The 20,088-nt window shown below is 67.7% G+C and carries 18 protein-coding genes, 3 tRNA genes and 2 pseudogenes; 15 read left to right on the top strand and 8 right to left on the bottom strand.

The genetic code is table 11. The annotated features are described in order from the left end of the window. The 3 genes from ppnP to AC3WQM_RS18565 all read right to left on the bottom strand — a co-directional run bounded on the left by ppnP (position 1) and on the right by AC3WQM_RS18565 (position 1,483). Positions 1-327 (bottom strand): pyrimidine/purine nucleoside phosphorylase, encoded by a 327-nt coding sequence (ppnP, locus tag AC3WQM_RS18575; RefSeq protein WP_119553910.1) that lies wholly within the window; start codon positions 325-327, stop codon positions 1-3. A 126-nt stretch (positions 328-453) separates the two neighbouring features. After that, on the bottom strand, positions 454-1,071 hold the full coding sequence (locus AC3WQM_RS18570; RefSeq protein WP_492680759.1) for a hypothetical protein: 618 nt from the start codon (positions 1,069-1,071) through the stop codon (positions 454-456). A 58-nt stretch (positions 1,072-1,129) separates the two neighbouring features. Beyond that, positions 1,130-1,483, bottom strand: a complete 354-nt coding sequence (locus tag AC3WQM_RS18565) for an ArsC family reductase (RefSeq protein ID WP_492680757.1) — start codon at positions 1,481-1,483, stop codon at positions 1,130-1,132. A gap of 36 nt (positions 1,484-1,519) precedes the next feature. Between AC3WQM_RS18565 and folC the strand changes: the two genes are divergently transcribed. The 10 genes from folC (at position 1,520) to AC3WQM_RS18515 (ending at position 9,822) form a co-directional block, all read left to right on the top strand. Beyond that, positions 1,520-2,827: a bifunctional tetrahydrofolate synthase/dihydrofolate synthase gene (gene folC, locus AC3WQM_RS18560; RefSeq protein WP_492680755.1), complete on the top strand. Its 1,308-nt coding sequence runs from the start codon at positions 1,520-1,522 to the stop codon at positions 2,825-2,827. Positions 2,828-2,899: 72 nt separating this feature from the next. Further along, complete coding sequence (locus AC3WQM_RS18555; RefSeq protein ID WP_492680753.1) at positions 2,900-3,775, top strand: SPOR domain-containing protein; 876 nt, start codon at positions 2,900-2,902, stop codon at positions 3,773-3,775. A gap of 35 nt (positions 3,776-3,810) precedes the next feature. Then, positions 3,811-4,296 (top strand): CvpA family protein, encoded by a 486-nt coding sequence (locus AC3WQM_RS18550; protein WP_492680751.1) that lies wholly within the window; start codon positions 3,811-3,813, stop codon positions 4,294-4,296. A gap of 12 nt (positions 4,297-4,308) precedes the next feature. Continuing rightward, entirely contained in the window at positions 4,309-5,811 is a 1,503-nt protein-coding gene (gene purF, locus AC3WQM_RS18545) for an amidophosphoribosyltransferase (RefSeq protein WP_489058104.1), read from the top strand. A 21-nt stretch (positions 5,812-5,832) separates the two neighbouring features. Continuing rightward, a complete protein-coding gene (locus tag AC3WQM_RS18540; RefSeq protein ID WP_492680749.1) occupies positions 5,833-7,056 on the top strand; it encodes an O-succinylhomoserine sulfhydrylase in 1,224 nt (407 codons plus the stop codon). An 11-nt stretch (positions 7,057-7,067) separates the two neighbouring features. Next, a complete protein-coding gene (gene gltX / locus AC3WQM_RS18535; RefSeq protein ID WP_492680747.1) occupies positions 7,068-8,456 on the top strand; it encodes a glutamate--tRNA ligase in 1,389 nt (462 codons plus the stop codon). Between the two features lie 36 nt (positions 8,457-8,492). After that, a tRNA-Ala gene (locus tag AC3WQM_RS18530) sits at positions 8,493-8,568 on the top strand. Positions 8,569-8,619: 51 nt separating this feature from the next. Further along, a tRNA-Glu gene (locus AC3WQM_RS18525) sits at positions 8,620-8,695 on the top strand. 69 nt (positions 8,696-8,764) lie between these two features. Continuing rightward, a tRNA-Asp gene (locus AC3WQM_RS18520) sits at positions 8,765-8,841 on the top strand. Between the two features lie 363 nt (positions 8,842-9,204). Further along, complete coding sequence (locus AC3WQM_RS18515; RefSeq protein WP_492680745.1) at positions 9,205-9,822, top strand: DUF4337 domain-containing protein; 618 nt, start codon at positions 9,205-9,207, stop codon at positions 9,820-9,822. Here the strand turns inward: AC3WQM_RS18515 and AC3WQM_RS18510 are convergent. From AC3WQM_RS18510 to AC3WQM_RS18490, 5 genes are all read right to left on the bottom strand, one after another. After that, positions 9,819-11,585 (bottom strand): sensor histidine kinase, encoded by a 1,767-nt coding sequence (locus AC3WQM_RS18510; protein WP_492680743.1) that lies wholly within the window; start codon positions 11,583-11,585, stop codon positions 9,819-9,821. The genes AC3WQM_RS18515 and AC3WQM_RS18510 overlap by 4 nt on opposite strands. Before the next feature lie 50 nt (positions 11,586-11,635). After that, entirely contained in the window at positions 11,636-11,899 is a 264-nt protein-coding gene (locus AC3WQM_RS18505; protein WP_492680741.1) for a hypothetical protein, read from the bottom strand. Positions 11,900-11,975: 76 nt separating this feature from the next. Then, positions 11,976-12,491 (bottom strand): hypothetical protein, encoded by a 516-nt coding sequence (locus AC3WQM_RS18500; RefSeq protein WP_489058110.1) that lies wholly within the window; start codon positions 12,489-12,491, stop codon positions 11,976-11,978. Further along, a complete protein-coding gene (locus AC3WQM_RS18495; RefSeq protein ID WP_489058112.1) occupies positions 12,481-13,431 on the bottom strand; it encodes a universal stress protein in 951 nt (316 codons plus the stop codon). Before AC3WQM_RS18495 ends, AC3WQM_RS18500 begins: the two co-directional genes overlap by 11 nt. A gap of 297 nt (positions 13,432-13,728) precedes the next feature. Then, the gene (locus tag AC3WQM_RS18490) at positions 13,729-14,760 is read right to left on the bottom strand and encodes an AraC family transcriptional regulator (RefSeq protein ID WP_492680739.1); all 1,032 of its coding nucleotides are present in this window, start codon (positions 14,758-14,760) and stop codon (positions 13,729-13,731) included. Positions 14,761-14,944: 184 nt separating this feature from the next. Here AC3WQM_RS18490 and AC3WQM_RS18485 point away from each other — a divergent pair, with 184 nt between their 5' ends. The 5 genes and pseudogenes from AC3WQM_RS18485 (at position 14,945) to AC3WQM_RS18465 (ending at position 20,074) form a co-directional block, all read left to right on the top strand. Then, positions 14,945-15,739: an SDR family oxidoreductase gene (locus AC3WQM_RS18485; protein WP_369629700.1), complete on the top strand. Its 795-nt coding sequence runs from the start codon at positions 14,945-14,947 to the stop codon at positions 15,737-15,739. Positions 15,740-15,786: 47 nt separating this feature from the next. Then, entirely contained in the window at positions 15,787-17,034 is a 1,248-nt protein-coding gene (locus AC3WQM_RS18480; RefSeq protein WP_492680737.1) for a styrene monooxygenase/indole monooxygenase family protein, read from the top strand. Between the two features lie 13 nt (positions 17,035-17,047). Further along, positions 17,048-18,283: pseudogene (locus AC3WQM_RS18475) on the top strand (styrene monooxygenase/indole monooxygenase family protein); the annotation flags it as partial. A gap of 9 nt (positions 18,284-18,292) precedes the next feature. Beyond that, positions 18,293-18,781 (top strand): annotated as a pseudogene (locus tag AC3WQM_RS18470) (flavin reductase family protein); the annotation flags it as partial. 51 nt (positions 18,782-18,832) lie between these two features. After that, on the top strand, positions 18,833-20,074 hold the full coding sequence (locus AC3WQM_RS18465; protein WP_492680735.1) for a dienelactone hydrolase family protein: 1,242 nt from the start codon (positions 18,833-18,835) through the stop codon (positions 20,072-20,074). Positions 20,075-20,088 lie beyond the last annotated feature (14 nt).

Raw genomic sequence — 20,088 nt, 5'->3', positions numbered from 1 at the left:
TCAACCGAAGTGGCAGATGTAGCTGTAGGGCTCGCCAGTCACGCGGATCTGGAAGCTGGAGTTGCCGGGGATGCTGAACTTCTGGCCGGGACCCGAGGCGATCCATTCGCTGGTGCCTGCGAGCTGGTATTCGCAGCTGCCGCCGGCGCCTTCCATGATTTCAGGCGCGCCGGTGTTGAAGGTGAGGGTGGAGGGCAGGATCACGCCGACCGATTTCTTGGTGCCGTCCGCCAGCGTGAGGTTGTGGCTCACGCACTTGCCGTCGAAATACACATTGGCCTTGGTGGCCACTGCGGCGCTGTTGATGGTGTCGGTAGTCGTCGTCATTGGATGGATGGCGCCGGCGCCTGCGCGTTCGGCGGATCGAGGGACGCGCCGCGGCAGCAGCACCCCCGGGGTTGGAGAAGCCCTCGATTTTAGGGGCTCGGCAGAGCCGGCCTGCCGTGGGGGAACTCAGTAGCGCCAGCCGTGGCGATAGCCGCCCCATCCGCGGTAGCCACGGTAGTAGCCGCCACCGCCCCAGCCGCGCGAATAGCCCAGGTTCAGCGAGATGCCGACCGGCGGGTAGACGTAGGGCTGCGCATACGGGTAGGGGTAGGCGGGCTGCACGTAGACGGGCGGGGCGTACACCGGGGCCGGCTGCACGTAGACCGGCGCGGGCGCGTTGGACACCACCACGCCGGGTTCGGGCACGACGCTGTCCCACGGGGAGTTGGCGCCTTGCTGGTACTGGTATTGCGCCTGCTCCGGGTACTGCGGGCCGTTGTTGGCCTCGACCGGGTAGGGCTGCAATTGCGACTGCGGCTGGACCGGCGCGGTGGTCACCCCGTACGCGCTGGCCTGGATCGGAATGGTGGCGCCCGGCCGGCTGCTGGTGCGGGTCGTGTACTGGCGGCCCTGGTATTCGTAGGTGACGTTGTAGCTGACGTCGCTGCCGGTCGTTTCGCGGATCGGCGTGGCGGAAATCACGCGCGCCTGGACCACTTGCTGGGCCTGCGCGACGCTGGCGCCCGTGGCCAGCAGGCCGGCCGCCGAAAGCCCCGTGAGGATGCGAAAAACGTGTCTGTTCATGGTGTTCTCTCCTGCAGATCGCGGTTGGAGGCCGGCCGGCGGGACGGGGTTCCGGGGTTTACACGGCGTTCACAGCCCAGCGATCGGCATCGAAACCAGTCGTTACGCCCGTCTTCGGGCCCCAATCGACCACCGGCCGCTTGATCAGGCTGGGGTTGGCCAGCAGCACGGGGCGGGCCGAGGTGGCGTCGACCACCGCGTCGCGGGTGGCCTCGTCGAGCTTGCGCCAGGTGGTGCCCTTGCGGTTCACCAGCGCCTCCCAGCCGGGGGCCTGGAGCCAGCGGTCGAGCTCGGCCTCGGGCACGCCCTGTTTCTTGAAATCGTGGAAGGCGTAGGCCACGCCATGGTCGTCGAGCCAGGCGCGGGCGCGCTTGACGGTGTCGCAGTTCGGAATGCCGTATAGGGTTGTCATGGCCGCCATGATGCCGTGAGCGGCGGGTCGGCGACAATGCCGGCCTCCATGGAAACCCTGAACGACTGGCTCGCGCGCGCCGAGCACCTTCATCCCGACAAGATCGAACTCGGGCTCGATCGCGCCAAAGAAATGGCGCAGCGTCTGGGCCTGCGTTTCGACTGCCCCGTCATCACGGTGGCGGGCACCAATGGCAAGGGTTCGACCTGCGCCATGCTCGAATCGATCCTGACGCACGCGGGCTACCGCACGGCCGTGTTCACCTCGCCGCACCTGGTGCGCTTCGAGGAGCGGCTGCGGCTCAAGGGCGAGGCGGTCGATGCTTCCAAACTGATAGCAAGCTTCGAGGTGGTGGAAAAGGCGCGCGGCGACATGGCCCTGACCTACTTCGAGTTCACCACGCTCGGCATCCTGCATTGCATGATCCAGGAGAAGCCCGATGTGGCGATCCTCGAGGTCGGCCTGGGCGGCCGGCTCGACGCGGTGAACATCGTCGACGCCGACTGCGCGGTCATCACCAGCATCGACCTGGACCACATGGAGTACCTCGGCCCCGACCGCGAAAGCATCGGCTTCGAGAAGGCCGGCATCCTGCGCGCCGGCAAGCCCGCCATCGTGAGCGATCCGGTGCCGCCGCAAAGCGTCATCGACCACGCCAACGCCATCGGCGCCGACCTGTGGCGCTTCGGGCACGACTTCAACGTCTCGGGCGACAAGCAGCAGTGGGGCTGGTCGGGCCGGGGACGGCGCTACAGCGGGCTGGCCTACCCGGCGCTGCGCGGCGCCAACCAGCTGCTCAACGCGGCGGGCGTGCTCGCGGCGCTCGAAGCGCTGCGCCCGCAGCTGCCGATCACGGCGCAGGCGGTGCGCAACGGGCTCGCGATGGTCGAGCTGCCGGGCCGCTTCCAGATCGTGCCGGGCGAGCCCACGCTGGTGCTCGACGTGGCGCACAACGCCCACGCCGTCGCGGCGCTGGCCGAGAACCTCGACGCGATGGGCTTTTCGCCCACCACGCACGGCGTGTTCGGCGTCATGGCCGACAAGGACCTCGCGCCTATCCTGGCGCGCATCGGGCCGCTGATCGACCGCTGGTACTTCACCGACCTGCCCACGCCGCGCGCCGCCAAGGCGGCCGATCTGCTGGCCGCGTGGCAGGCCCAGAACACGCGCAAAGACGCCTCGGGCAGCGTGCACGCGAGCCCGATGGACGCCCTGCGCGCGGCCATCGAGCAGGCAGGTGCCACTGATAGAATCGTGGTCTTCGGATCGTTCTTCACCGTGGGTGGCGTCCTCGAAAACGGCACTCCCCGGCTGCAAGCCAAACACCTGCTGCCAGGCGGCTGATCGTCGGGCTGTCCACACCCCTCCGACACCATCGGGCACCACCTCGCTGCACTCCTCCAGGGATCGAACTTCATGGCGTTTTTCAAGTTCCGCGCGCGCGGCCCACAAGGCAACGAAGGACGCAGCGCCCCCGCGGCGGTGCCGGCGGAAAGTGTCGAAACCATGCGCCGGCGTGCGCGCCATCGGCTGCTCGGCGCGGCGGTGCTGGTGCTGGTCGGTGTGATCGGCTTCCCGCTGTTGTTCGACACCCAGCCGCGACCCGTGCCGGTCGACATCCCGATCGAGATTCCCGACCGCAACAAGGCCAAGCCGCTGCCCGTGCCCGCCACGCCGGCACCCGCAACGAGCAGCGCGCCTTCGTCGTCGTCCGACGGCAGCTCCCGCGTGGCGGCGGCCTCGTCGGCCGGCGGCATGATCACCGAGACCGCCGACGGCACCGTGATCGAGCCGGGCGCGACGGTGCCCGCGACTCCGGCGGCGCCCAAGCCCGCCGTCGAGCCGAGGAAGCCCGAACCCAAGCCGGAACCCAAACCTGAGCCGAAGCCTGAGCACAAACCGGAACCCAAGCCAGAGCCGAAAAAGCCTGAGCCGAAGCCCGAAGCCAAGCCGAAGCCGGAACCCGCCAAGCCCGCCGCGAATGCCGACGACGGCGCCCGTGCCCGCGCGCTGCTCGAGGGCAAGCCGCCCGCCGCCGCGACCAAGCCGGCTGCCGACGACAACGGCCGCTTCGTCGTGCAGGTCGGTGCCTTTGCCGATGCCGACAAGGCGCGCGAAGTGCGCCAGAAGCTCGAGCGCGCCGGCCTCAAGACCTACGTGCACGTCGCCAAGACGGCCGACGGCGAGCGCACGCGTGTGCGTGTCGGGCCGTTCGCCTCGCGCGCCGAGGCCGAGAAGGCTGCGGACCGGGTCAAGGGCTTGTCTTTGGCCGCGGCCATCCTCACGTTGTAAGCACCGTCATCGCCCGCTGCCTGTAGTTCATTGCCGTGGCCCTGCTCGACTGGATCGCCATCGCGCTCATCGTGCTGTCGATGCTGTTCGGGCTGGTGCGCGGCCTCGTGTTCGAAGTGATTTCGCTGATCGGCTGGGTGGCCGCCTTCATCGTGGCCCAGTGGGTGGCCTCCGACGTGGCGGCCTGGTTGCCGTTCGGCGACCTGCAGGCCACCTGGCGCTACCCGCTGGCCTTCGTGCTGGTGTTCGTGGCGGTGGCGTTCGGCGTGGGGCTGGCGGCAGCCCTCACGCGCAAGCTGATCGCCGCGGTCGGCCTGCGGCCGGTGGACCGGATTTTGGGAGCAGCGTTCGGCGCGGCACGGGGGGCGGTGGCCCTGCTCGTGCTGGCGGTCGTTGTTCATTTGCTGGCGTTGAGCGACAGTGCCTGGTGGCACGAATCGCGCAGCGCCATTGTTCTCGATGCGGCATTGCAGGGCCTCAAACCCTCGCTGCCTGAAAAGTTGGCAAGCTACCTGCCCTGAGAGGAATCGTTCATGTGTGGAATCGTCGGCGTTGTCAGCAACGCACCCGTCAACCAGTTGCTCTATGACGCGCTGCTGCTGCTGCAGCACCGCGGCCAGGATGCGGCCGGCATCGTGACCTTGCTGGAACGCAAGTTCTTCATGCACAAGGCCAAGGGCATGGTGCGCGACGTGTTCCGCACCCGCAACATGCGCGCGCTGCCGGGCAACGTGGGCCTGGGCCAGGTGCGCTACCCGACCGCCGGCAACGCCTACAGCGAAGAAGAGGCGCAGCCCTTCTACGTGAACGCGCCCTTCGGCATCGTGCTCGTGCACAACGGCAACCTGACCAACGCGCACGCCCTGCGTGCGGAGCTGTTCTCCACCGATCACCGCCACACCAACACCGAGAGCGACTCCGAAGTGCTGCTCAACGTGCTGGCCCACGAGATCGAGCGTTCCTCGCGCGGCGTGCCGCTGCACCCGGCCGAGGTCTTCGCCGCCGTCAAGAACGTCTACAAGCGCCTGCGCGGCTCGTACGCCGTGGTCTCGCTGATCGCCGGCCACGGCCTGCTGGCCTTCCGCGACCCCTACGGCATCCGCCCGCTGTGCATGGGCCGCAACGCCGACGGCACCGTCATGGTGGCCAGCGAATCGGTCGCGCTCGAAGGCTCGGGCCACGTGTTCGAACGCAACATCGAGCCGGGCGAAGCCGTGTTCATCGACCTCGAAGGCAACGTGCACTCGATGCAGTGCGCCGAGGGCGCGTCGCTCAACCCGTGCATCTTCGAGTTCGTGTACCTCGCACGTCCCGACTCGGTGCTGGACGGCATCTCGGTCTACCAGGCGCGCCTGAACCTGGGCGAAACGCTGGCCAAGCGCGTGGTCTCGACCGTGCCGCCGAACCAGATCGACGTGATCATCCCGATTCCCGAATCGAGCCGTCCGAGCGCCACGCAGCTCGCGCACCTTTTGGGCATTCCGTACCGCGAAGGCTTCGTGAAGAACCGCTACGTGGGCCGCACGTTCATCATGCCGGGGCAGGGCGTTCGCAAGAAGTCGGTGCGCCAGAAACTCAACGTGATCGCCAGCGAGTTCAAGGGCCGCAACGTGCTGCTGGTCGACGACTCGATCGTGCGCGGCACCACCAGCCGCGAGATCGTGCAGATGGCGCGCGACGCCGGCGCCCGCAAGGTCTACCTGGCCAGCGCCGCACCGCCGGTGCGCTACCCGAACGTCTACGGCATCGACATGCCGACCAAGGACGAACTCGTGGCGCACGACCGCACCGTCGAGGAAATCCGCGAGCTCATCGGCTGCGATGCGCTGATCTACCAGGACGTCGACGCCATGAAGCGCGCCATCGGTTCGCTCAACCCGAAGCTCGCCGGTTTCGACGCCTCGTGCTTCGACGGCGTGTACGTGACGGGTGACATCGACACCGAGGCCATCTCGCGCATGAACGGCAACCGCCCGCGCATCGAGGAAAACGAAGAAGACGCTTCGCGCCTCGCCCTGCCGAACCCCAGCGAGTAAGAGAAAGAAGAGAGGGCCGACGTGAGCGACAACGAACGCACCCTGCCGCCCGGCCTGCACCGCGACACCCTCGCGCTGCGCACCGGCCTGGCACCCAGCCAGCACGGCGAGCACTCGGAGGCCCTGTTCCTCACGAGCGGCTTCGTGCAACCCGACGCCGAAACCTCGGCCCGCCGCTTCGCCGGCACCGAGGCCGGCTTCACCTACTCGCGCACGTCGAACCCGACGGTCGCCAGCTTCGAGCAGCGCCTGGCCGCGCTCGAAGGCACCGAGGCCGCCATCGGCGCTTCGACCGGCATGGGCGCGATCCTCATGATGTGCATGGGCCTGCTCAAGGCCGGTGACCATGTGATCTGCTCGCGCTCGGTGTTCGGCTCCACGCTGAACCTGTTCGGCAAGGAGTTCGCCAAGTTCGGCGTCGAGACCACCTTTGTCTCGCAGACCGATGTGGCCGAGTGGCGCACCGCGCTCAAGCCCAACACCAAGCTGCTGTTTGCCGAGACGCCGACCAATCCGCTGACCGATGTCTGTGACATCCGGGCGCTGGCCGACCTGGCGCACGGTGCAGGTGCGCTGCTCGCGGTCGACAACTGCTTCTGCACGCCGATCCTGCAGCGCCCCACCGAACTGGGCGCCGACCTCGTCATTCATTCGGGCACCAAGTACCTCGACGGCCAGGGCCGCGTGATGGCCGGCGCGATCTGCGGACCGTCGAAGCTCATCGTCGACGTCTTCGGCCCCGTGGTGCGCACCGCCGGCATGGCGCTGTCGCCGTTCAACGCCTGGGTCGTGCTCAAGGGCATGGAGACGCTGGGCGTGCGCATGCAGGCGCAGTGCGCGAACGCGCTGGCCGTGGCGCAGTGGCTCGAAACGCAGCCCGGCGTGGCACGCGTGTACTACCCCGGCCTGGCTTCGCACCCGCAGCACGAACTGGCCATGCGCCAGCAGTCGGGCCTGGGCGGCGCGGTCGTGTCCTTCGACGTGGTCGGCAACGACCCCGAGACGGCGCGCGCCAATGCCTTCCACGTGATCAACAGCACGCGCGTGGTGAGCATCGCGACCAACCTGGGCGACACCAAGTCGATCATCACGCACCCCGGCACCACCTCGCACGGCCGCCTCACCGAGGCGCAGCGCCAGGCCGCGGGCATCAGCCAGGGCCTGGTCCGCTTCGCGGTCGGCCTGGAATACATCGACGACATCACGGCCGATCTTTCGCGCGGCCTGAGCACCCTGACTTCCTGATTCTTCATTTCATGACCGGCAAAGTTCGCACCCGCATCGCACCGTCTCCCACCGGCTTTCTGCACCTGGGCACGGCGCGCACCGCACTCTATTCGTGGGCCTACGCGCGCCACCACGGCGGCGAGTTCGTGCTGCGTATCGAGGACACCGACGTGGCCCGTTCCACGCAGGACTCGACCGACCAGATCCTCGCGTCGATGCACTGGCTCGGCCTCGACTACGACGAAGGCCCGATCTACCAGATGCAACGTCTCGAGCGTTACCGCGAAGTCATCGCGCAGATGCTCGCGGCCGGCACGGCCTACCACTGCTATTGCACGCCGGCCGAACTCGACGAGATGCGCGAAGCGCAACGTGCGCGCAACGAGAAGACGCTGTACGACCGCCGCTGGCGCCCCGAGCCAGGCAAGGTGCTGCCACCCGTGCCCGAGGGCGTGCCGCCCGTGGTGCGCTTCTGCAATCCGCCCGAAGGCGACGTGACGTGGAACGACCTCGTCAAGGGCGAGATCACTATCAACAACCGCGAGATCGACGACCTGATCATCCTGCGGCCCGACGGTGTGCCCACCTACAACTTCGCGGTGGTGGTCGACGACTGGGACATGGCCATCACGCACGTGTTCCGCGGCGACGAGCACATCAACAACACGCCGTGGCAGATCAACATCTTCCGCGCGCTCGGCGCACCGCTGCCGCAGTTCGGCCACGTGCCTGTGATCCTCGGTGACGACGGACAGAAGCTCTCCAAGCGCCGCGGCGCCGTGAGCGTCACGGCCTACGAGGACAACGGCTACCTGCCCGAAGCGATGCTCAACTACCTCGCGCGCCTCGGCTGGAGCCACGGTGACGACGAGTTGTTCACGCGCGAGCAGATGGTGAGCTGGTTCGACGGCACGCACCTCTCGAAGAGCCCCGCGCAGTGGGATGCAGCCAAGCTCGCGTGGGTGAATGCGCAGTACATCAAGGCCAAGAGCGGCGATGAGCTCGCACCGCTTGTTGCAGCGCAGTTGCAAAAGCGAGGCATCGTTGCCGATGAGCGTCTGCCTGCGATCTGTGCGCTCTTCAAGGACCGTTGCGATACGACAGTGGCGCTCGCTGGTTGGGCTGCAGCGTTCTATGCGGACATCGAAGTGACCGATGCAGACCGCGCGCAGCACATCACCGATGCAGTGAAGCCTGCAATCGCAACGCTCGTTGAAAAATTGATGACGGTCGCCTGGGAGAGGGCCGAAATCGCAGTTATGATCAAGGAAGTCCTCGCGACACACGCGCTGAAAATGCCCGTGTTAGCGATGCCAGTACGAGTGCTTGTGATGGGAACATCGCAGACACCGTCCCTCGATTCAGTGCTCGAAATTTTTTCCCGCGAAAAAGTTATCGAGCGATTGAAAAAGGCCTGAAAAATCGGGCTATAATTCGAGGCTCGACACCCACACGGGGGTATAGCTCAGCTGGGAGAGCGCTTGCATGGCATGCAAGAGGTCATCGGTTCGATCCCGTTTACCTCCACCATCAAAGTGTCGAGTAGGTTAGAGATGCTGATCGCAGCACGTCCAAGGTTTTGACCCTATCGTCTAGAGGCCTAGGACACCACCCTTTCACGGTGGCTACCGGGGTTCGAATCCCCGTAGGGTCGCCAGTTTCACTTCGGTGAAGTCGGCACGAGTCGTCAACACTCGGTTCCGCAAGGAACGAACGTTGTCTACCAGGAGTGGTAGTTCAGTTGGTTAGAATACCGGCCTGTCACGCCGGGGGTCGCGGGTTCGAGTCCCGTCCACTCCGCCAGTATTTGGAGCTTGCTCCAGCAAAAAAGCCACCTTCGGGTGGCTTTTTTGTTTTCCAGCGCGGTTGGGGCTTGATGGCCCGAATGCACTCCAGCGCTTACGGCGGTTGCCCGTGAGCCGAGCGGAAAAAATCTTCTGTGCGACGAGAGGTCCGACGCGGGCGAGCCCTGCGCAGATCGTGGATTTCTTGGTTGGCCGTGCTGGTCTGGATGTTGGCCGCCATGCCCCTGGAACCACGGCGCACCGGCATCCTGCATGCGCATCCGCAGAGCCGACAGGACTTTCCCCGGGCCATCGACGCGTGAAGTCCGGGCATACTCGCGCGCCCTCCGGGTTTCTTTTCCACAACTCCAAGAAGAACTTCATGTCTGGACACGGTTTTCACGTGCATGGCCCGCACGATCACGAACTCGAACATGCCGCTTCCGGCGGTCACGACCACGGCCACGGCGATGCAGCCTCTTCAGGCAAGGGCATGAGCACGACGGGAAAGATTGCTGTGAGCACCGCGGCCATTGCGACCGCGGGTGCGATCTTCGCGTACATGGGCGGGGCCACGCAGGCCAACGCCGGCCTCTACAAGAACAACGCGGCCATCAAGAAGACCGAGGCCTCCAATCAATGGAATTACTTCCAGTCGAAGAGCACCAAGCAGGCGCTGGCGGAGTTCGCACGCGACACCGCCACCGACGACGGCCGCCGTCAAGGCTGGCAGGTGAAGGTCACTCGTTATGAGCAGGAGAAGACCGAGATCCAGGCCGCTGCCAAGAAGCTCGAGGACGAGGCCAGCCGCTGGGACGCGCAATCCGAGACCCAGATGCACCAGCACCACCGCTGGGCGCAGGCCACCACGGTGCTGCAGGTCTCCATCGCGCTGGCGGCCATTGCGCTGCTCACCCGGAAGAAATGGCTGGAGCGCGCCATGTACGGCGTGGCCGTCGCAGGGATCGCGATCGGCGCGCTGGCGGCGCTGCACATCTAGGACTCGCGGGGGCGATTCACGAGCGCGTGAATCCCGCGAAAGTCCAGCCGTTCCAGCAGGTCCAGAAGCAGGGCCATGAACGCAGCGTAGGTGGCTTCGTCGGCGTGGCGTTCGATCCAGTGCTCGATGTCTGTGACGCGGCCCTGAAGCGCCAGGGTGGCGAGCTCGTCCAGCGCGTGATCCTCCGGCATGACATGTCGAGGGATGGCAGGCATCGGTGACGGCTCGCCGGGCTCTGTCTCCCGCTGCGCGACGAGAGGCCAATCCGCGTCGGATGCATCGACCGGCACCGACAGCGCGAAGGAGAACGTGGCGCCCTGGCCGGCCGTGCTGGCCACGCCCAGCGTTCCACCCATGGCCGAGACGATGCGCTGCGCGATGAACAGGCCCAGTCCCGTGCTGCCGCTCGCGGCGTGCATCTGCTGGAAGGCGCCGAAGATGTCGACGTTTCGGCTCATGTCGACGCCGATCCCGGTGTCACTGACCGCGAAGCTCAAGACACAGGCGCGACCCTCGGGCCGGGCCGTGACCGACAAGGTCACCACGCCGTCGCGCGTGAACTTGGCGGCGTTGGACAGCAGGTTCAGCAGCACCTGCTGCATGCGCTTTCCGTCCAGGCCGATGTGCCGGGGCATTCGCTCGGAAGGGTGATAGCGAAAGCGGTTGTTCTGCTGCGCGCACAGGGCGACGGCGTAGTCGGAAATGTCGTCCAGCAGGTGCGGCAGGTCGGTGGTGACGGGGCGGACCGTCAGCGGTTGAAGCTCCGCCTTGGCGTACTCCAGCAGTTCGTCGATCAGGTGGAGCTGGTACTTGACGCTGCGCTGGATGGTCAGCAGGTGCTTGCGCTGCTTGTCGTGCGCATCGGCGAGCAGGAGAGACGCGTACCCGCCGATCGTCGCAAGCGGTGCGCGCAGGTCGTGGCCGATGTAGCCCAGGATCTCGACTTTCTGATGGGACTTGGCCTCGATGTGGGCGAGGGCCGCGCGCAGATCGGCATGCAAGGCGGCGGCGTGCATGTTGCCGAACGCCAGCGCGTAGCCGATGTGGGTCAGTTTCAAGCCGAAGGCCAGCAGGGTCTGGAAACTCCCCGATGCCAGAAAGTCCTGTGGCACGGGAAAGAAGGGGGTGCCGGCCAGGCGTGCACCATGAACCAGCAACGCCAGCCAGGCAACGACGACCACTTCGGGATTGATCTTCCTCCCGCGCCCACGACCCATCGTGCACAGTGTCTGGAGGGTCATCAGGGCGATCGCGGACTGGGCCGCGCCGTACACGTAGACACGCGCCGAGGTGTCGTAGGTGACATAGGAGAAGCAGGCCAGCAAGGTCATTTCCACAGCCACGACCCCTGCCATCCAGGGCAGCCACGCGCGGCGCCGATCGAAGAACAGGCAGATGCCCACGTAGAGCAGAACCGAACTCAGTGTCGTGAGGAAATTCCCGAGGAGGATGGAGAAGAAGTCCGGGATTCTGTCCCGCAGGATGAACAGCAAAGCGCCGATTCCGAAGACAAGGAAGCCGACGCCCCAGAACACCAGATAGCGTGCGCGTCCCTTCGCCCACAGCGCCAGCATGCCGGCGGCAAGGACGAACTCCACCAGCGCCGTGAAGAACGCAGCAGTTCCCAGATTCAAGTTCATTTGGACTTTGATCGACGCCTGGCGACGGGCGTCGCTCCGATGGGAGCCTGATTCTGCGGACGATCTCGTCAGCCGCCTTTGCCTGGCGGTGCGCCGGTTTTGATCGGGGGCCTGTTCGGTCATTGACCGATCCGCGCCTGCCCTGGCTGCGGAAATTCAGGCGCAGTGCAGCGCTACCCCAGCAGCAGGACCTGCGTGCCGTTGGAGGCCACCATCACGCCCGGCGACGCCGCATCGATCTCGATGCGGATGCCCATGTGCAAGGCCGGGTCCAGGGGGCGCTGGCGGCCCACGTTGAAGAGCGCCACGTCGCGCAGGTAGGTGTCGTGCTGCGCCAGGTTCAGCACGAACTTTTCCGGATAGGCGCCGGTCGCGCTCAGGTGGTCCGAGAATTTCTCGGTCATCGTGACGAAGAGGAACAGCGGGTTGTCGGCCATGCCGCGAATCTAGCTGCGCTGCACGCAATCCGACTCCCGGGTTTGTGGGAGGGGAAGAGGTGCCCGGCCGAAGCCCTCAGGCCATCCCGTAGCGCAGCAGCCAGTTCCAGATCACCGCCGACCCGTTCGACATCGCCAGCGCCGCCTTCGCGTAGCCCATGAGGTCGGCCAGCCGCACCTCGGCGCGGATCACGACGTCGTGGCGCTGCAGGTCTTCCTCCTTCACGTCCGCGCGCCGCCGGTCGAGCTCGTCGCGCAGCACGGTGGCGTAGGCGCGCGGGCTCTTCAGGCGCAGGAACATGATCGGCTCGACCACGGCGTCGAGCGCGGGATCGACGAAGGTATGGATCTCGGGATCGCGCGACACGACCTGGTCGCCGTGCGCGTCCCGGATGAGCTGCTGGGCCTCTTCGAGCGAGGCCTCGTTCGCCGCATAGATCCGGCCGCCGCGCCCTTCGCAGATGAAGATGTACTGGTCGGGGCGCGAGAGCCAGTCGACCGGCCCGCGCTGGGCGAAGACGGCCAGGCCCTCGGCACCGGGCAGCAGCGACTGGCGCAGCGGGTACTTGGTGAGGGGGTCTTCAGCGAACATCTTGCAGCTTCCCCGACATGACGACCGGCGACGCGTCGGCGCGTCGGTCGGAGGGCACCACCAGCACGTCGCCCGTGGCCCAGCACAGCACACGCTGCGCGACGCTGCCGAACAGGAAGTCGGCCAGCGGATGGGCGCGGCGCTTGCCGACCACGAGCAGCTCGGCGCGTGCATGCTGCTGCTGCACCGTGGCCTGCCGCGCCGGGTCGCCGCGGCCGATGGCCGACAGCACGCGGTTGCGCCGTGCGCTCGACGAATCGGTCAGCGAGAAGAGTCGCTCGCGCGCCTGCCGCATGCTGTCGTGGCGGTAGGTCTTGATCGCGTGGTCCGACACCTCCGCATAGCGCAGCTTGCTTTCGTGCATCGTGTTGAGCGCATGGAACAGCTCCAGCGCAGCATTCGGGTCCAGCCCGTGGGCCAGGCTCACGAGCTCGCGCGAGGCGGGCGTGAAGTCGACGGCCACCAGGATGCGGCTGTACCGCAGACGCGTGTCGAGCCGCGTCACGAGCGCCGGGCAGCGCAACTGCCGCAACAGGCGCTCCACGGGCTGGCCGGTGAAGAAGGCGCCGGGCGAGCGGTCGCGTTCGTGGCTCAGCACCACGAGGTCGACGTAGCGCGCCTCGTCCACGATCTGCGCGAGGCCGCCGCTCGGTCCCGCGACCTGCTTGACCAGCACGTCGAAACGCGAGGCCATGGTGCGGGCCAGGCCTGCGAGTGCGGTGGCCGCTTCGGCGTGTGCAAGCGGCGCGAGGTCCGCGGGCGCGTACACGAGCTTCAGCAGCGCGCCATGTTCGGCTGCGAGCAGGGCGGCCCGTTCGACCGCGCGGTTGCCGCGTGCCGTCAGATCGGTGACGGCGAGGATGGATTGAAAAGAAGGCGTGTTGGATGCGACGCCGCCGCCGGGAAGCACGTGCTCCCGCTGAACCTGATGGTGATGCATGACGCACTCCAGTCGAACGCGACCCCGGAGGACGGGGGCGCAGCCGCGCGGGGCGGGTGCCCGGCGGTCGATGGTTTGCGCTGAAAAGAGAGAAGGGAAAGAGGCGGACCGCCGGGCTCAGGAATGTGCGGGCGTCTGCTGGGCCGCCGCTGTCATCCACGCCAACGCAGGCGTGCAACCGCCGGGGCGGGACGTCAAGGTGTGGAGGGAAGGCTGGGCGTTCATGCCGCAGAGTCTAGGCCAGATGCGTGCAGATCCGGTCAGTACCCGCACGATCCTTGCCAGATTGCGGACCCATCACGCCCGGCTTTGTTGACAGGTGTCTTCTTCGGGCGCGCAGCGCGCACGCGTTTCCGACGGCCGCTCGCCGAAGCGCGCTCGGTACTGCGCCGCGAAATGGCCCAGGTGAAGGAAACCGTATTTCTCCGCCACGTCGCGCACACCGGTGCGCGTGGACGCGGCCTGCAGTTCGGCGCGCACCCGGTCCAGCCGCAGCTCGCGCAAGAACTCCATCGGTCCCTGGCCCGCATGCTGGCGGAACGCGATCTGCAGGGCGCGCGCGCTGCAGCCGGCCTCGCGGCACACGTCGGCCAGCGACAGCGGCTGCTCGGCGTGCGCGGCCATGAACTCCTGCGCCTTGCGCACCGCGCGCGGCAGCAGGTGGCGCTGCGCGTCACCGGCGAGCGCGCGTGAGTGGTTGTGGCCGGCCGACATCAGCAGGCTCGACATCAGGTACTCCTCGGCATGCTCGGCCAGGCGCCCGCCGCCTTGCAGCGCATTGCCGGCGTCGAGCGTGAGCCGCAGGTAGTCGATGAAGTGCACCAGCGGCGCGAGCGCGGGGTTGTCCAGCGGCACGCCGAGGTCGAACACCAGGTGCTGGCGCACGGGCGCCTGCAGCAGCGCCTCGAGCCGCGACAGCAGTGCCGCGCGCGCGATGCGCACGATCAGGTGCGGGCTGTCGTCGGCCCAGCGCATCGACAGCAACTCGGTGGGCGAGGGCAGCGAGGCGACGCGCGGCGTGGCTTCGACCTGCTGGCCGCCGCAGCGGATGTCGGCGCCGCCGCGCAACGGAATCTGCAACAAGAAGAAGTCTTGCAGGTAGCCCGGGTCGATCTGCACGCCGGGGCCGTACTGCACGTAATTGAGGCTCACGTCGCGGTGCAGGCGGGCGCTGTGGTGGCAGGCGTCCAGTTCGGTGCGCGGGCGCAGCATCGTGAGGCCGTGGGGGCAGAACACGCGGGCCACGCTCTCGCGCGCCTCGTCCATGTCGTGGCTCTCGAACAAACGGTAACGCTGCAGCGGCAGCCGGGGGGCGGTGGCGGTTTCCATAGGGAAGCGGGCAGACCGTAGCAAAAAGCCTTCCAGCCCACAATTCGGGCCGTCCCTTGGACCCCCCGAAAAAACCTGCGCGGCAGGGACAGCGCCTGCGTTTTCCGGATCGGCCGGCGAGGCCCGGCGCTCTACCTTTGGCCCATTCGCCGAACCGGCGATTCAACCGAGGAGAGCAAGCGTCATGTTCAAGGGACTCGAAGGCAAGAGCGCCATCGTCACGGGTGGTTCGACATTGATAGGCGCCGGCGTGGTGCGCGCCTTCCACGCCGCGGGCGTGAAGGTGGTCATCGCCGACATCGACGCCGACAAGGGCCAGCCGCTGGCCGACGCGCTGGGCGCCGGGGTGCGCTTCGTGCGCACCGACATCACCGACGACGCCCAGGTGAAGGCCTGCGTCGACGAGGCCGCCGCCCGCCACGGCGGCGTGCACTTTCTGGTGAACCTGGCGTGCTCGTACGTGGACGACGGCTTCAAGTCGCCGCGCGCCGACTGGCTCACCTCGTTCAACGTGAACGTGGCCAGCGCCGTGGCCATGCTGCAGGCGGCGCACCCGCACATGGTGGCGGCCGGCGGCGGGGCGGTGGTCAACTTCACCAGCATCTCGTCGCGCGTGGCCCAGACCGGGCGCTGGCTCTACCCCGTGAGCAAGGCCGCGATGGCGCAGCTCACGCGCAACATGGCGATGGACCTCGCCCCCGACCGCATCCGCGTGAACAGCGTTTCGCCGGGCTGGACCTGGTCGGCCGTGATGGACCAGCTGACCGGCGGCGACCGCGCGCGCACCGACCGCGTGGCCGCGCCCTACCACCTGCTGGGGCGCGTCGGCGACCCCGACGAGGTGGCGCAGGTGGTGCTGTTCCTGTGCTCCGAGCACGCGAGCTTCGTCACCGGCGCCGACTACGCGGTGGACGGCGGCTACTCCGCCATGGGCCCGGAGCAGGCCGTGCCCGCGATTCCCCGCCTGATGGAACCCTGATCGGCATTGACAACAACACCACGAGACAACGAAAGAAGGAGCAAGCCATGAAGCGAATCGCCATCGTCGGCGCAGGCCAGTCGGGCCTGCAACTGGGACTGGGCCTGCTGGACGCGGGCTACGAGGTCACGATGTACAGCAACCGCACGGCGGACGACATCCGCCACGGCAAGGTCATGTCGAGCCAGTGCATGTTCCACACCGCGCTGCAGGTCGAGCGCGACCTCGGGCTCGACCATTGGGCCAGCGACTGCCCCACGGTGGACGGCATCGGCTTCGCCGTGCCGCACCCCGAGCAGAAGGGCGCCAAGGCCATCGAATGGGCGGCGCGGCTGAACTCGAGCGCGCAGTCGGTCGACCAGCGCGTGAAGGTGCCGGCGTGGATGACGCTGTTCCAGCAGAAGGGCGGCGAGCTGGTCTTCAAGGACGCGGGCATCGACGACCTCGAGGCCTGCACCCGCAGCCACGACCTCACGCTGGTGGCCAGCGGCAAGGGCGAGATCTCGAAGCTCTTCGAGCGCGACGCCGCCAAGTCGACCTACGACCAGCCGCAGCGCGCACTGGCGCTCACCTACGTGAAAGGCATGCGCCCGCGCACGCCGTACTCGGCCGTGTGCTTCAACCTGATTCCGGGCGTGGGCGAGTACTTCGTGTTTCCGGCGCTCACCACCACGGGCCCGTGCGAGATCATGGTGTTCGAAGGCGTGCCCGGCGGCCCGATGGACTGCTGGTCCGACGTGAAGACGCCGCAGGAGCACCTGGCGCGCAGCAAGTGGATCCTCGACACCTTCACGCCCTGGGAGGCCGAGCGCTGCGCCGACATCGAACTCACCGACGACAACGGCATCCTCGCCGGCCGCTTCGCACCCACCGTGCGCAAGCCGATCGCCACGCTGCCCTCGGGCCGCAAGGTGCTCGGCCTGGCCGACGTGGTGGTGCTCAACGACCCGATCACGGGGCAGGGCTCGAACAACGCGGCCAAGTGCGCCGACACCTACCTGAAAAGCATCCTGGCGCGCGGTGAAGGCGCGGCCGATGCGCCGTGGATGCAGCAGACCTTCGACCGCTACTGGTTCGGCTATGCGCAGTGGGTCACGCGCTGGACCAACATGCTGCTCGCACCGCCGCCGCCCCACGTGCTCAAGCTGCTCGGCAGCGCGGGCGCCGTGGCGCCGATGGCCAGCGCCATTGCCAACGGCTTCGACGATCCGCGCACCTTCTTCCCGTGGTTCGCCGACCCGCAGGAGGCCGACCGCTACCTCGACACCTGCGCGGCCGCCGCGGCGGCTGCGTAGGCGGAGCCAGCGCATGACACGACGCGTGGCCATCGTCGGCGCCGGCCAGTCCGGCATGCAGCTCGCACTGGGCCTGCGGGCCAAGGGGTACGCCGTGACGGTGTATGCGAACCGCACGGCGCAGGAGATCTTCGACGGGCCGGTGATGTCCAGCCAGTGCATGTTCGAGACCGCGCTGCAGACCGAGCGCGAACTGGGGCTGGACAGCTGGGCCGATACCTGCCCGGTGGTCGAGGGCATCGGCATGTCGGTGCGCAGCCCCGAGGGCCAGCGCGCCATCGCGTGGGAGGCGAAGCTCGACGGCCCCGCGCAGTCGGTCGACCAGCGCCTGAAGATTTCTGCGTGGATGCAGCTCTTCGAAGCGCGCGGCGGCCGTCTCGTGCACCAGGACGCCGACCTCGACACGCTGGAAGACTGCGCGCGCACGCACGACCTCGTGGTCGTCGCGAGCGGCAAGGGCGAGATATCGGCGCTGTTCCCGCGCGATGAAGCGCGCTCACCCTTCGACGCGCCGCAGCGCGCGTTGGCGCTCACCTACGTGAAGGGCATGCGCCCGCGCGAGCCGTTCGCGGCCGTGAGCTTCAACCTCATTCCGGGTGTCGGCGAGTACTTCGTGTTCCCGGCGCTCACCACCAGCGGCCCGTGCGAAATCATGGTGTTCGAAGGCGTGCCCGGCGGCCCGATGGATTGCTGGGACGACGTGAAGACGCCGCAGGAGCACCTGGCGCGCAGCAAGCAGATCCTGGCCACCTTCCTGCCCTGGGAGGCCGAGCGCTGCGAACACATCGAGCTCACCGACGACCATGGCGTGCTGCGTGGCCGCGTCACACCCGTGGTGCGCCACCCGGTCGCCACGCTGCCTTCGGGCCGCCAGGTGCTGGGCCTGGCCGATGCGGTGGTGCTCAACGATCCGATCACGGGGCAGGGCTCGAACAACGCGGCCAAGGCCGCCGACATCTACCTCAAGCGCATCCTCGAACATGGAGACGCGCCCTTCGACGCCGCATGGATGCAGGAGACCTTCGACCGCTACTGGGAAGGCTATGCCCGCTGGGCCACCGACTGGACGCACAGCCTGCTCACGCCGCCCGCGCCGCACCTGCAGAAGCTGCTGCAGAGCGCCACGCACAGGCCGGCCGTGGCGAGCGCGGTGGTCAACGGCTTCGACGACCCGCGCAACTTCGCGCCTTGGTGGTTCGACGCGGTCGAGGCCGACCGCTTTCTCGAAGCGAAGGCGCGCGAGGCCGCGGTCGATCGCTTCGACCGGCGCGACTTCCGCAAGGCGCTCGGCCAGTTCAGCACCGGCGTCACCGTGATCACCACGCGCGCGCTCGACGGGCGCCGCGTGGGCATGACGGCCAACTCGTTCTCGTCGGTGTCGCTCGATCCGCCGCTGGTGCTGTGGAGCCTCGCGCGGCAGGCGCCCAGCGTGGCCGACTTCACCGGCGCGAGCCACTTCGCGATCAACGTGCTGGCCGCGCCGCAGCATCATCTGTCGCGCCAGTTCTCGACGCCGCAGGCCGACAAGTTCGGCGGCGTCGACTGCTGCGAGGGCACGGCCGGCGTGCCGCTGCTCAACGGCGTGCTCGCGCGCTTCGTGTGCCGCAACGTGCGCCAGTACGACGGCGGCGACCACCTGATCTTCATTGGCGAGGTCGAAGGCTACGAACGCTTCGACGGCGAGCCGCTGGTTTTTCACTCGGGCTACTACCAGGTCACGACGCGCCATCCAGAATGCGTACAGTGAGCCCCTGGTTCCCCACGTCCACCTTTGAGCATTGAACGGAGTCACACACCCATGCAGAACAAGGCATCCACCTCCTCGTCGCAAGACATCCGCATCCAGGCCGCCGACGGCAGCGGCAGCTTCGGCGCCTACCTGGCCCTGCCGCGCGGCGGCACCGGCCCGGGCCTGGTGCTCGCGCAGGAAATCTTCGGCGTCAACAAGACCATGCGCGATGTGGCCGACTACTACGCCGAGGAAGGCTACGTGGTGCTCGTGCCCGACCTGTTCTGGCGCCAGCAGCCCGACGTGCAGCTGGGCTACACGCCCGACGACTGGCAGCGCGCCTTCGCGCTGTACCAGGGCTTCGACGAAGCGCTCGGCATGCAGGACATGCAGTCCGCGATCACCGCGCTGCGCCAGCGCCCCGAGGTGCCCGGCGGCAAGGTCGGCGTGCTCGGCTTCTGCCTGGGCGGGAAGCTCGCCTACCTGGCGGCCTGCCGCACCGACGCGGATGTGGCCGTCGGCTACTACGGCGTGGGCATCGACGCCGCGCTCGACGAGGCCGACCGCATCCGCTGCAAGCTGGCGCTGCACGTGGCCGAGCTCGACGGTTTCTGCCCGCCCGAGGCGCGCGACCGCATCGTGCAGACCCTGCGCGGCCGGCCGAATGTCGAGGTGCATGTGTACCCCGGCGTCGACCACGCCTTTGCGCGCGTGGGCGGCGAGCACTTCCACCGTGCCTCGGCGCTCATGGCGCACGAGCGCAGCGTGGCCGCGCTGAAGGCGGCCATCGGCCCGAACTACGACCTGGCCGCGCTGTGGGACAAGCACTGCGAGTACGAGTTCGGCACCCGCAACGTCGACGACACCATGGGCACCATGGTGGCCGAGCCCTACGTCAACCACATCCCGACCATGACCGGCGGCGTGGGCTACAAGAACCTGCATGCGTTCTATACGAACCACTTCGTCAACAGCAACCCGCCCGACACCTCGCTGGTGCCGATCTCGCGCACCGTGGGCGCGACGCAGGTGGTCGACGAGATGCTGTTCTGCTTCACCCACACCACCGAGATCCCGTGGATGCTGCCCGGCGTGGCGCCGACCGGAAAGCGCGTGGAGATCCCGCTGCTCGCGGTCATCAAGTTCCGCGGCGACAAGCTCTACCACGAGCACATCTACTGGGACCAGGCGAGCGTGCTGGTGCAGGTGGGCCTGCTCGACGCGGCGCTGCTGCCGGTGGCGGGCGTGGAAACGGCGCGCAAGCTGCTCGACGAGACGCTGCCGTCGAACACGCTGCTGACGCGCGCTTGATGCGCCCGCGCGGC

It is taken from the genome of Variovorax sp. FW301-JW7 (assembly GCF_058788795.1).
This window is presented reverse-complemented; position numbering and strand designations above follow the sequence as displayed.

What these genes read in the sequence shown, in the direction of transcription:
- AC3WQM_RS18505 (WP_492680741.1), bottom strand. Translation starts at nt 11,899, where the DNA reads ATGGCCGACAACCCGCTGTTCCTCTTCGTCACGATGACCGAGAAATTC.
- folC (WP_492680755.1), top strand. Translation starts at nt 1,520, where the DNA reads ATGCCGGCCTCCATGGAAACCCTGAACGACTGGCTCGCGCGCGCCGAG.
- AC3WQM_RS18480 (WP_492680737.1), top strand. Translation starts at nt 15,787, where the DNA reads ATGAAGCGAATCGCCATCGTCGGCGCAGGCCAGTCGGGCCTGCAACTG.
- AC3WQM_RS18500 (WP_489058110.1), bottom strand. Translation starts at nt 12,491, where the DNA reads ATGTTCGCTGAAGACCCCCTCACCAAGTACCCGCTGCGCCAGTCGCTG.
- purF (WP_489058104.1), top strand. Translation starts at nt 4,309, where the DNA reads ATGTGTGGAATCGTCGGCGTTGTCAGCAACGCACCCGTCAACCAGTTG.
- AC3WQM_RS18555 (WP_492680753.1), top strand. Translation starts at nt 2,900, where the DNA reads ATGGCGTTTTTCAAGTTCCGCGCGCGCGGCCCACAAGGCAACGAAGGA.
- AC3WQM_RS18570 (WP_492680759.1), bottom strand. Translation starts at nt 1,071, where the DNA reads ATGAACAGACACGTTTTTCGCATCCTCACGGGGCTTTCGGCGGCCGGC.
- AC3WQM_RS18515 (WP_492680745.1), top strand. Translation starts at nt 9,205, where the DNA reads ATGTCTGGACACGGTTTTCACGTGCATGGCCCGCACGATCACGAACTC.
- ppnP (WP_119553910.1), bottom strand. Translation starts at nt 327, where the DNA reads ATGACGACGACTACCGACACCATCAACAGCGCCGCAGTGGCCACCAAG.
- AC3WQM_RS18565 (WP_492680757.1), bottom strand. Translation starts at nt 1,483, where the DNA reads ATGACAACCCTATACGGCATTCCGAACTGCGACACCGTCAAGCGCGCC.
- AC3WQM_RS18495 (WP_489058112.1), bottom strand. Translation starts at nt 13,431, where the DNA reads ATGCATCACCATCAGGTTCAGCGGGAGCACGTGCTTCCCGGCGGCGGC.
- gltX (WP_492680747.1), top strand. Translation starts at nt 7,068, where the DNA reads ATGACCGGCAAAGTTCGCACCCGCATCGCACCGTCTCCCACCGGCTTT.
- AC3WQM_RS18510 (WP_492680743.1), bottom strand. Translation starts at nt 11,585, where the DNA reads ATGACCGAACAGGCCCCCGATCAAAACCGGCGCACCGCCAGGCAAAGG.
- AC3WQM_RS18465 (WP_492680735.1), top strand. Translation starts at nt 18,833, where the DNA reads ATGCAGAACAAGGCATCCACCTCCTCGTCGCAAGACATCCGCATCCAG.
- AC3WQM_RS18490 (WP_492680739.1), bottom strand. Translation starts at nt 14,760, where the DNA reads ATGGAAACCGCCACCGCCCCCCGGCTGCCGCTGCAGCGTTACCGTTTG.
- AC3WQM_RS18485 (WP_369629700.1), top strand. Translation starts at nt 14,945, where the DNA reads ATGTTCAAGGGACTCGAAGGCAAGAGCGCCATCGTCACGGGTGGTTCG.